Origin of the sequence: Actinosynnema sp. NPDC059335 (assembly GCF_042752395.1) — a bacterium.
Lineage (GTDB): Bacteria > Actinomycetota > Actinomycetes > Mycobacteriales > Pseudonocardiaceae > Actinosynnema.
Map to the genome: position 1 here is coordinate 1 of NZ_JBHYXZ010000227.1, position 10,657 is coordinate 10,657.

Genomic DNA, 10,657 nt, shown 5'->3' on the forward strand with positions numbered 1-10,657 from the left:
CCGGGCCGCGTGCCGCGGCTCGGGTCCCGCCGGCGCCCCGGGGGGGTAGTGCGGTGCGGGGGGCCCCGGGGGCCCAGCGCCACCGTGCCGAGCCGGGCGCGGCGACCGGCGGCGTCGGTGACGGCCACGGCGAAGCGGTTGCCGGCGGTGTTCGGCGGCACGATCAGCCGCAGCGCCAGGTGCCGTGCCCCGGTCAGGGACACCGGCGCACCCGGCCGCACGGTGGCGGCCTGCCCCTCGGCGGTCCACCGCAGCGCCACGGCGAACCGGCCGGGCTCCGGGACGATGCGGCTGAGCCGGGCGAAGTGCGGTGACGGGCGGGTGGCGGCCGGTTCGACGCACGCCGCGGCCGGGTCGGCCGACACCTGCGCGCAGACCTGTGCCGACCCGCCGGCGGAGGTCGCGCCGTCGGGCACGACGAACGGGGAACGCGCGCCGCCGACCGCGTGGGCGAGCACGCGCGCGGGGTCGGCCGAGGGCGCGCGGACGCCGGAGCCGTCCAGCAGCGGCAGCACGCGGCGGTCGCCCGCGACGAACAGCCGTGCCGCCGCGGCGATGTAGGTCGCGCCCGCGGTCTGCTGCTGCTCGGCCGTGAGCCGGGTGGCGGTGCCCGGCGAGCACACCGCGTCGACCCAGGTGTCGCGGAAGTCGTCGTTCGCCGGGGCTTCCGCCTGACCGGGCGTCCACTCGGTGTTGAAGAAGTTGTGGTTCGCGCCGACGAAGTACAGCGCGCTGTGCAACGCGGCCCCCCGGCTCACGCCGCGCGTCGCGTCCACGGTCAACTGGCCCTGGAGGTCGGAGACGTCGCCGTCGCAGCCGGGCAGGATCGCCACCGACGGCACGTCCGGGGCCGGGTTGTGGCCGAAGATGGTCGAGCCGATGAGCACGTCGCCCCTGATGGTCCAGCGCACCGGGCCGTCGTGGCCGCTGCCCGGCGGCGGGGGCGAGAGGCTGTCGATCGCGGCCCGGTTGACGCCGTCGCCGCCGCGCGAGTGCCCGACCAGGAGCACCTTGTCGAGGTCGGCGACGGGTGCGGCGCGCACCACGTCGGGCGCGGACCGCCGACCGGCCCCCGCCCAGTCCGCCCACTTCGCGAGGTGCGCGCGGACCAGCGCCGACCGCGCGCCCGCGCCGGATTCGAGGTCCAGGGTGTCGTGGGCGTTGACGGCGTTGGCCGAGACGGACACCGTGACGTAGCCCTGTGAGGCGAGCAGCCGCTGCGCCTGGAGGTAGCCGCGGTGGCTCGGCACCGGCTCGGTGTTCGCCGGGCACGGCCACTCCAGCAGGGCCTGGGGACCGTTGTAGCAGGTGATGTGCCTGCCGTGCAGGAACAGGGCCAGCGGGCGCCTGCCCGGCGCGTCGGTCGGCGCGACGACCACGCCCCGCATCTCCAGCGGCACCGGGTACCCGGGCACGGTGATCGGGTCGAGTTCGTACTCGCCGGTGCGCGTGGCGAACGGGCCGGGCGTGCCGGGGTCGGTGTCGCCGGCGGGCAGCGCCGCGGGCGGGGTCGCGGCGACCGCGGTCGACGGGGGCACGGGCTCCTCGACGTCCAACCGCCGGCCCGACGCCCGCACCTGGAGCCGTTCGGGATCGGCGGTCGCCGCCCCGTCCAGGGTGTACGTGCGCAGGTCGGCCGACGGGCGCGGCACACCGAGGAACCGGTCGCCGTCCCAGAACTCCACCTCAGCCCCGCCCGGCGGCACCGGGGCGGGCGCCGTCCACGCCAGCCGCGAGCCGGTGACCGCCCACCCCGTCGGCGGCGGCTCGGCCGCCTGTCCGGCGTGGGCCGTCGCCGCGACGGGCGTGGCGAGAGCCGCTGCCATCAAGGCGGGCAATAAGAGTTTCAGCGAGCGCATGCGCGATCCCCTCCTGAACCGAGCCGGCGGCCGACCAGTTGTAGCGGTGCCGATCACGGGGTCACAAGCGTTCGCGAAACTGTTGCGGGCCCGAGGCGGGGATACTTCCCGAAAGTCCTTGGTCTCGGCCGGAGGGTGGCCCGAGCGGCCCTGGCGCTCCCGGGCTTTTCGGTGCACCACCCGCTCCGCCCGAGATCAGGGGAGATCGACCGCCTCGGACGTCCGGCCCTGGTGGAACGAGGAGACGTCGGCGGGTACCCCGGCCTGGACCTGCCGCCCTACCGCCGCGGAGAGCCGTCGTCGGGCAGGCGCACCAGGGCGTGCACGGTGGTGCCGTCCGGTCTGGTGTGGGTGCGGACGAGGTCGGCCAGCATGTTCACCACGAGCAGGCCCCGGCCGCCCTCGCGGTCCGGACCCGCCGGGCGTCGGCCGGCGAGCGGGTCGGTCAGCCGGCCGGAGTCCTCGACGGTGCAGACGACGTGGTGGTCGTCCCGCCAGACGGTCAGCCGGCAGCCGCCGTCGGTGTGCCGGAGGCTGTTCGTCACCAGCTCGGTGGTGATGAGCGCGAAGTTGGCGACCTGCTCCGCCGGCAGGCCGTGGCGTTCCGCCTCGCGGGTGGCCAGCCGGCGGGCCTCGCGCACCCCGGTCGTGGCGGTGACGTCGAGCGCGGTCGCGTCCGGGGTCGGGGTGATGGGCCGGTTGTGGCGGTCCACGACGACGTCGGGGGCGAAGTGCTCGCTGTCGTACCGCCGGGTGGCGTCCCACACCAGCGGGTGCGTCGCCAGGGCGTCGGCCAGGACGTGGTCGGCCAGTCGGACGGTGTCGTAGGGGCAGGCGATGGTGAGGTCGCGCCCCGCGAACGCCAGGTTGATCAGCGCCTCGTGCTGGGCGCAGGCCGGGTACTCGGTGTCGCTGCGGCCGGCCCAGATCGGTTCGCCGATGATGTGCACGTGCGTGCCCGGGTGGCTGTCGGCGAAGCGGCGCAGCACCGCAGGGATGATGCGGCCGGGGTTGCGGCCCTCGACCGACATGTCCAGCAGCAGCACGTCGGCGGCGCGCTCGCCGAGGGCCTCGCGCAGCAGCGCCAGCCTCGGCCCGGGCACCGCCGCGGCCACCGGCCGGCCGTGCGCCAGCCCGTCGAGGACGAACGGGACGAGCAGGTCCAGGTACTCCTGGTCGGAGCCGTAGAACACGGCCGGGTGGACGAAGTCGCCCAGGGGCGGGACGTCGGTGATGGTCACGCGGCACTCTCCACGCGGATGTTGGACAGGCCGAGCAGGTCGACCAGGGTGGCCGCACCCGGCCACGAGGTGCGCAGCACGACGGTCGCCCCGAGGCCGTCGGCGTGCGCGGACAGTCGGGCCAGGGCGCGGTGGTCGATGAACTCCAACGTCCGGCCGTCCACCTCCAGGAGTCCGTCGCGCAGGTGCGGCTCGGACCGCGCCAGCGCGAGGGCGAACAGGTCGTTGTTGGTCGGGTCCAGCTCGCCGCCCAGGACGGCGGCGCCCCCGGCCGCCGCGTGCAGCCGGAAGCCGGGCAGCGCGTCGTTGGCGCTCGGGTGCATGCAGGCGAGCTGCCCGAACGCCGCGTCGCCCACCTCGGTGGAGTACGCGCAGAGGGCCGAGAACGGCCGGTCCGCCATGTAGTGGTCGATCGCGTTCTCGTAGCGGGCGAAGGCCGCGAGCTGCTCCGGCGTGCGCACGAGCGGCGTGCAGTCGGCGGCGACGCGCAGGCCGGCGTGCCCCTCGGCCAGCGCCGCCCCGGTGGCCTCGGCGTAGGCGCGCACCTGGGCGGCGGGGTCGAGCACCGCGCCCACCGGGTACGTGGCGTCCAGCGACACGACGCGCGCCGCGCCGGTCCGCAGGCCCGCGGCGAGTTCGGCGGTCCCGCGCAGGTCCTCGAGGAGGTCGGCCGGCGAGCCGGTGGCGACGTACCAGACCTGGAGGTTGCGGGCGAGGCCGTCGACCAGGAACTCGCGGACGCGGGCGCGGAACTCGTCGGGCGCGGGGTACCGCCAGCACACGTGGTCGTGCGGGCCGAGCCCGTCGAGCCGGTTCACCAGGCCGGACGTGCGTGCCGCGGGGCGCGGGTTCGCAGTGCGGGCACCGGTTCCGTTCGCCGGTCCGCTGGGGTGCCCCTCGGTCGCGCCGCGGGGGCCGGAGATGTGCGCCTCGGTCCTGCCCACCGTTCCGGGCGCCCCGGTCCCGCTCGCGAGTCCGGTGTGGCGGTCGCGACGGCGGCGCAACGCGACGGTCCCGGGTTCGGCGGACTCGTGCCGGTCCGCGTCGTGCCCGTCGTCGGCCCGGCCCCGCGCCTCGGCGGCGGGCCGCGCACCGCGATCGTGCGGATCGCGCGTCATCTGTGCACCCTTCACCGCGTCCGTGCCCCGGACGACCGACACGAGACCGGTGGCGGAGCTGGGATCAGGATGCTGCGCTGTTGAACACCCTCGGGCACAAAGGTAGCGCACGTGCCCGCCCGATCGGACCAGTCGTGCGTTCGCGTCGCGGCCGAACGCGCTGCCCGTGCCGCCGACCCGCCGTGGCCGATCGCGCTCGGCGGACGAGCGTCACGCGCCGGTGTCCGACCGCGCCGTTGGTGGCCGACCGCGCCGCTTGCCTGACGCGCCGCTTGGCTGATCGCGCCGTTGGTGGCGGGTCAGTGGCCGATCGCGTGGCGACGGCCGCCGCGCCGTCAGCGGCCGGACGGCGCGGCCAGGGCGAGCCGGGCGAGCAGGTCGCGGCCCAGTTCGGCGTGGCGCGGTTCGCACAGGACGTCGTAGCGGCCGGCGACGAGCTGCGTCGTGGAGGCGAAGTCGCGCCTGCCCCGCAGCGACGCGTACCCCGCCGCGGCGAAGGCCGTGCCGAAGAAGACGCCGGTGACCAGCCCGGTCAACAGCGGCACCGGGAGCGGGCCGGTGCTGAACAGGCCGAGCAGCAGGCCGACGAACAGGCCGAACCACGCCCCGGACGCCGCGCCGCCCGCCAGCACGCGCCGCCACGTCAACCGCCCGACGACCCGCTCGACGATCATCGGCCCGACGCCGACGATGGTGACCTCGTGCACCGGGAAGTCCCGGCCCGCCAGGTGGTCGACGGCGCGCTGGGCTTCGGCGTAGGTGGCGTACGAGCCGATCGGCCACCCCGTGGGCGGCGTCGGCAGGTCGGCGGGTCGGGTGTGCAGGAGCTGGGTCGCGGACGTCATGGGTGGGACACCTCCGTCGGTCGGGTCGCCACCGGCGGTGGCCGGTGGCGCGGGTGGGCCGGCGAGCCCTCCCGCGAGGGCTCGCCCGGGATCACCTGCCGGTGATGGCGATGCGTCGCGGCCTGGCCGCCTCGCCCTTGGGCACCCGCACCGTGAGCACCCCGTCGGCCAGCTCGGCCGCGACCGCGTCGGCGTCCACCTCGCGCGGCAGCGTCACCCGGTAGGCGAACCGGCCGGTGCGGCGGGTGCGGTGCCGGAACAGGCCCTGCCGCTCCTTCTCCTTGAACTCGCCGCTGATGGCCAGCTCACCGCCGGCCAGCTCGACGGCGACGTCCTCGCGCCGGACACCGGGCAGCTCGACCTCCACCAGGTAGGCGTCCTCGGTCTCGCTCACGTCGGCCGACGGCGACCACGCGCCGTCCGGACCACCGGACACGGTGTCCATCCAGCGGCCGAGCTGTCGGTAGAGGTCCTCGAACTCCCGGAACGGGTCCCACCGGTCCGGCGAACGGGACGGTCGCACGGCTGGCAGCGTCATGGCTCCTCCTCCCAACGAGTCTTCGTCCTCCGGGGGCGCGTCCGGAACGCGCCCTCACCTCTTATGACGAACTTGCGCCTTCCCGTGTTCCCGAAGTTGAGCCCACGCGGCTCAAGTGCGCGAAGGGGGGGGGGGGGGGGCCCCCCCCGGCCCCGCCGGAGGGGGGGCGGCCCCGGGGCCGGGGGGGGGCGGGGAGTGCCCCTCTCGCGCGCGCTCGGCGCGCCTGCGCGGGGCGGGGGGGGGGGCCCCCCCCCCCCCCCCCATTAGTGTGGGGGGCGCCGCCGGGCCCGGGGGCGGCGTACTGCTGCGCCACCTCCGCGTCGGTCAGGGCGCGGTTCACGGCGCGGACCTCGTCGACCTCGCCGTGCCAGAAGTCGACGTTCGCGCCCGCGTACCTGGCCCGCCCGATGGCCAGCGGCCCGGTGCTCACCTCGTCCGGCCCGATCGGGATCGCGGCGGCCCGCACGCCGTCGACGTACAGGCGGGTCTCCCCGGCCGCCTCGTCGCGCACGCCGACCAGGTGGTACCAGCGGCCGGGCTCCGGGGTGGCGGCCAGCGTGGCCCGCCTGCCGCCGGGCACGCTGAACGCCCACCTGCCCTGCCCGTACTGGAGGTAGAACGGGTTCTCCACGCGCCGCCCGTCCTGGCTGACGGCGGTGGCGTAGTTGCCGGGCAGCGAGTCCAGCGCCACCCACGCCGACACCGAGTACGAGCCGGTGGTGTCGAGCACCGGCCCCTCGGTCTGGGCGTAGTCCCCGGAGCCGTCGAACGCGAGCGCCTGCCCGCGCACGCCGGTCGTCCAGGCCGCGTCCCCGCTCAGGGCCACGGGGTTCGGCGCGCCGGCGGTGTCGTCGCCGTTGCCGTCGAGCGACCACGAGCCCTGGCCGTCGTAGGTGCGCCCGGCCGCCGCCGCGCCGGCCGCGACGACCCGCCGGTTGACCTCCCGCACGGGACCGGGGTCCACCTTGATCTCGCGCCGGTCGTAGGTCCACAGGCCGTTCAGCTCGGTTTCCACGTCGGTGATCTGCGTGTAGACCGACCCGGACAGCTCCGCGCGGGCCGCGTCGAGGTAGAACGTCTCCGTGTTCGACACGTACTTGGCGGTCAGCGCCGCCTTGTCGGCCACGCCGCTGTAGATCACGGCCGGCGCGCCGGGCCACTGGTGGCCGGGGGTGCGCAGGGTGAACCCGCCGTGCTCGCCGTCCATCGCCACGCGGGTGGCGTCCGGCCACGCCGGGTCGGTGTTGTTGTAGTCGTGGTGGTCGATCACGTCGCCCTTGCCGGAGTCGCCCTTGGAGGCGCAGCAGTTGACGCCGCTGTGCGCGTTGACGACCCGGGACGGGTCGGCGGCCTTGACCGACTCGGCGATGCGGCCGGTCTCCTCCCGGTCCCACTCGCCCCAGCCCTCGTTGAACACGATCCAGCCGATGATCGCGGGCGAGTCGTGCAACTGCTCCATGGCGCGCCTGCCCTCGGTGAGGAACGCCTGCCGCCCGCTCTCGTCCGTGACGTTGACGTTCACGAAGTCCTGCCACACCAGCAGGCCCAACCGGTCGGCGTGGTAGTACCAGCGGGCCGGCTCCACCTTGATGTGCTTGCGCAGCGCGTTGAACCCGAGGTCCTTCTGCGCCTTGATGTCCCACGCCAGCGCCTCGTCGCTGGGCGCGGTGTTCAGGCCGTCCGGCCAGAAGCCCTGGTCCAGCATGGCCAGCGAGAACACGGGCTTGCCGTTGAGGACGAGCTTCGGGAACCCGGCGACGGTCTGCACGCCGATCGAGCGCATGCCGAAGTAGCCGGCGACGCGGTCCTTGGCGCGGCCGTCGCGCAGCGACACGTCGAGGTCGTACAGGTACGGGTCGTCCGGGCTCCACAGGTGCGGGTCGGGCACCGGCAGGGTCAGGTCGGTGTTCGGCGCGCCGGTGACCGTGCCGACCTCCTTGCCGCGGTGGTCGCGCGCGGTGGCGGTGACCCGGGCGTTCGGCGACGCCGTCGAGGACGACACCCGGACGGTGAGCGTGCCCGTGGTGATGTCCGGTGTGGTCTTGACGTCGTCGATCGCCTTGTCCGGCACGGGCTCCAGCCACACGGTCTGCCAGATGCCGGACGACTGCGTGTAGACGATGCCGCCGGGGTTGCGCGACTGCTTGCCGATCGGCTGGTTGTCGCCCGTGGTGTCGGTGACGGCGACGATCAGCTCGTGCCTGCCCGTGCCGCGCAGGGCGTCGGTGATGTCGGCGGTGAACGCGGTGTAGCCGCCGGTGTGCTCGGCGACGAGCGTGCCGTCCACCCAGACCCGGGCGTGGTGGTCGACCGCGCCGAAGTTGAGCTTGAGCCGCTGGTCGCGGCCGATCCGCCAGCCGCGCGGCACCTCGAACTGCCGGCGGTAGAACATGTGGTCCTCGTGCCGCTCCAGCCCGGACAGCTGGGACTCCACCGGGAACGGCACGGTGATCCGCTCCGGCAGCGCGCGGCCGAACACCGGCTGCTGCCCGGCGGTGGCGGCGGAGAACTCCCACTGGCCGTTGAGGTTCAGCCAGTCGTCGCGCCGCTGCTGCGGGCGCGGGTACTCCGGCAGCGGGTTGTTCCTGTCGACCTTCTCGCCCCACTCGGTCTTGAGCCGCCGGGTGGAGTTGTTGGTCGCGGTGCGGATGACCTGCGGCACGGTCTCGCCGCCGACGACCAGGCCGCCGTCGCCGTCGTAGGTGACCCGGACGCGCTGCGGTTCCTGGACGGTCGCGCCGAGCTTCACCACGACCCTGGTGCGGTCACGGCGGTCGACGGCGGCGGACTCGATCGGGAACGGCACGGTGTCCACCTCGACCTTGAGGTGCGCGCGCAGGTCGCCGAGCCGGTCGACCGGCCGGTCGAACGCGGCCTCCAGCGCCCGGCCGTCCGGCGACACGGTCAGCCCGACGGGGTAGACCGGGAAGTCGGCGGGCGGGAGGAACGCGGTCTCCGGCACCACCTGCTTGGCCAGCGTCGGCGTGGACCAGCGCAGCCGCAGGTTCGCGCCGCCGACGTCCTGGAACAGCTCCATCCGGAAGTCGTGCGGCTCGCCCGCGACCAGGCGGACCGGGGCGCTGTGCTGCTCGACGTCCCAGTCGCCGACCCAGTGGTCGATGACCGGCACGCCGTCGAGGAACAGGCGGAAGCCGTTGTCGCCGATGGCGTGGAAGGTGTAGTCGCCGGTGGCCGGTGCGGTGAGGCTGCCGGTCCACCGGGCCGTCGTGTGCTCGGTGCGGCCGGTGAGCTGCTGGAACGTGCCGGTCAGGTCGGCGAAGTCGATGTTCGGGTCGAGCGTGGCGCCGCCGGGCTCGGCGAAGTCGCGGGCGCCGGGTGCGGACATCCGGAAGTACTCGCCCTTCAGGCCGTGCGCGGGCGGCGCGGCGGCGGTGGCGGGCAGGGCGAGGACGGGGGTGAGCAGGAGTGCGAGGAACAGGGCGGACAGCCGGCGGGCGGCAGGGGGCATGAACGGTCTCCTCGGGCTCGACTATGAGGCCCATCACAACGCCGCTCATCTATCCACAGACCTCAGCAAAAGACAACAACAAGCGCCAATATGGGAGCGCTCTCAGAGGCGAACCGCTCAACCGCGGACAAAGGTTCGAACCATGGCGGCGGTGACTCGAAGCCGTCGCCGCCGCCGCCCGACGACGTGCGCGGCGACGTGAGGGGAGCCGGACGGCGGCATCGTCCGGACGGCCGGTCGGGGCTTCACCGGGCCGGGACGGTTGAGGTCGCGGTGCGTGGGTAGGTCTGGCCTATGGCTGACACCCCGCTGACCGCGCTCGCGCTGACCTGTTCGCTGAAGCCGTCACCCGAGCCGTCGAGCACGGACAAGATCGCCCGTCAGGTGCTGGACGAGCTGGCCGCCCACGGGGTCCGGGGCGACCTGGTCCGGGTCGTGGACCACGACGTGCGCCCCGGCGTGCGGACCGACATGGGCGAGGGTGACGAGTGGCCCGCGATCCGGGAGCGGCTGCTGGCCGCCGACATCCTCGTGCTCGCCACGCCCACGTGGGTGGGACACCCGTCCAGCGTCGCCCAACGGGTGATGGAGCGGTTGGACGCCGAGCTGTCCGAGACCGACGACGAGGGCCGCCTGCTCACCTACGGCAAGGTGGCGGTGGTGGCGGTGGTCGGCAACGAGGACGGCGCGCACAAGATCATCGCCGACTGCTTCCAGGCGCTCGACGACGTCGGCTTCACCATCCCGGCCAGCGGCGGCACGTACTGGAACTCCGAGGCGATGAACCCCAAGGACTACATCGACCTGGAGCGGACGCCGGACCCCGTGGCCGCGACCAACAAGAAGTTGGCGAGCAACGCCGCGCACCTGGCGCGGCTGCTCAAGCAGGCCGAGTACCCGCCGGTCGGGTGAGACCGGGCCACCCCAACCGCCACGACGTGAGGAGCGATCGGCGTGACCACGACGACGATGCCGATGTTGGAGACCTACCCGGCGGAGATCAACCTGGACCGGCGGAAGCTGGCCGGGGCGATCGACGCGCTGCTCGCGTGCGCCGAGGCGTGCACGGCGTGCGCGGACGCGTGCCTGAGCGAGAGTTCGGTGGCGGAGCTGACCAAGTGCGTCCGCACGAACATGGACTGCGCCGACATCTGCGGCACGACCGCGCGGGTGCTGTCGCGGCACACCGGGTACGACGCGAACATCACCCGGTCGCTGCTGGAGGCGTGCGCCATGGCGTGCCGGGCGTGCGGTGACGAGTGCGAGGCCCACGCGACCATGCACGAGCACTGCCGGGTGTGCGCCGAGGCGTGCCGGGCGTGCGAGCGGGCGTGCCGGGACCTGCTGGCCGCCATGGGCTGAGCGGTCGCGTGCGGGGGTGGCCGTGGCGGTGGCCGTCGTGGGCTGAGCGGTCGCGTGCGGGGGTGGCCGTGGCGGTGGCCGTCGTGGGCTGAGCGGTCGCGTGCGGGGGTGGCCGTGGCGGTGGCCGTCGTGGGCTGAGCGGTCGCGTGCGGGGGTGGCCGTGGCGGTGGCCGTCGTGGGCTGAGCGGTCGCGTGCGGGGGTGGCCGTGGCGGTGGCCGTCGTGG

At 74.7% G+C, this 10,657-nt stretch carries 7 protein-coding genes and 1 pseudogene; 2 read left to right on the top strand and 6 right to left on the bottom strand.

Translation table 11 applies throughout. The features are described from left to right. The 6 genes and pseudogenes from ACFXGA_RS37725 to ACFXGA_RS37750 form a co-directional block, all read right to left on the bottom strand. Window positions 1–1,826 (bottom strand): annotated as a pseudogene (locus ACFXGA_RS37725) (hypothetical protein); the annotation flags it as partial. Between the two features lie 311 nt (window positions 1,827–2,137). Continuing rightward, window positions 2,138–3,100: an anti-sigma factor RsbA family regulatory protein gene (locus tag ACFXGA_RS37730; RefSeq protein ID WP_378097160.1), complete on the bottom strand. Its 963-nt coding sequence runs from the start codon at window positions 3,098–3,100 to the stop codon at window positions 2,138–2,140. Continuing rightward, window positions 3,097–4,218 carry an MEDS domain-containing protein gene (locus tag ACFXGA_RS37735; RefSeq protein WP_378097163.1) on the bottom strand — a complete coding sequence of 374 codons (1,122 nt, stop codon included), beginning with the start codon at window positions 4,216–4,218 and terminating at the stop codon, window positions 3,097–3,099. The genes ACFXGA_RS37730 and ACFXGA_RS37735 overlap by 4 nt, the downstream gene beginning before the upstream one ends. 335 nt (window positions 4,219–4,553) lie before the next feature. Beyond that, the gene (locus tag ACFXGA_RS37740) at window positions 4,554–5,063 is read right to left on the bottom strand and encodes a general stress protein (protein ID WP_378097166.1); all 510 of its coding nucleotides are present in this window, start codon (window positions 5,061–5,063) and stop codon (window positions 4,554–4,556) included. Between the two features lie 91 nt (window positions 5,064–5,154). Further along, entirely contained in the window at window positions 5,155–5,601 is a 447-nt protein-coding gene (locus ACFXGA_RS37745; RefSeq protein WP_378097169.1) for an Hsp20/alpha crystallin family protein, read from the bottom strand. 61 nt (window positions 5,602–5,662) lie between these two features. Beyond that, window positions 5,663–9,070, bottom strand: a complete 3,408-nt coding sequence (locus ACFXGA_RS37750) for a LamG-like jellyroll fold domain-containing protein (protein ID WP_378097171.1) — start codon at window positions 9,068–9,070, stop codon at window positions 5,663–5,665. A gap of 294 nt (window positions 9,071–9,364) precedes the next feature. Here ACFXGA_RS37750 and ACFXGA_RS37755 point away from each other — a divergent pair, with 294 nt between their 5' ends. Then, complete coding sequence (locus ACFXGA_RS37755; protein ID WP_378097174.1) at window positions 9,365–9,982, top strand: flavodoxin family protein; 618 nt, start codon at window positions 9,365–9,367, stop codon at window positions 9,980–9,982. A gap of 42 nt (window positions 9,983–10,024) precedes the next feature. Next, window positions 10,025–10,432 (top strand): four-helix bundle copper-binding protein, encoded by a 408-nt coding sequence (locus tag ACFXGA_RS37760; RefSeq protein ID WP_378097176.1) that lies wholly within the window; start codon window positions 10,025–10,027, stop codon window positions 10,430–10,432. Window positions 10,433–10,657 lie beyond the last annotated feature (225 nt).

Excerpts from the sequence above, each read along its gene's own strand:
- ACFXGA_RS37755 (WP_378097174.1), top strand. The coding sequence starts at position 9,365 with ATGGCTGACACCCCGCTGACCGCGCTCGCGCTGACCTGTTCGCTGAAG.
- ACFXGA_RS37735 (WP_378097163.1), bottom strand. The coding sequence starts at position 4,218 with ATGACGCGCGATCCGCACGATCGCGGTGCGCGGCCCGCCGCCGAGGCG.
- ACFXGA_RS37750 (WP_378097171.1), bottom strand. The coding sequence starts at position 9,070 with ATGCCCCCTGCCGCCCGCCGGCTGTCCGCCCTGTTCCTCGCACTCCTG.
- ACFXGA_RS37745 (WP_378097169.1), bottom strand. The coding sequence starts at position 5,601 with ATGACGCTGCCAGCCGTGCGACCGTCCCGTTCGCCGGACCGGTGGGAC.
- ACFXGA_RS37740 (WP_378097166.1), bottom strand. The coding sequence starts at position 5,063 with ATGACGTCCGCGACCCAGCTCCTGCACACCCGACCCGCCGACCTGCCG.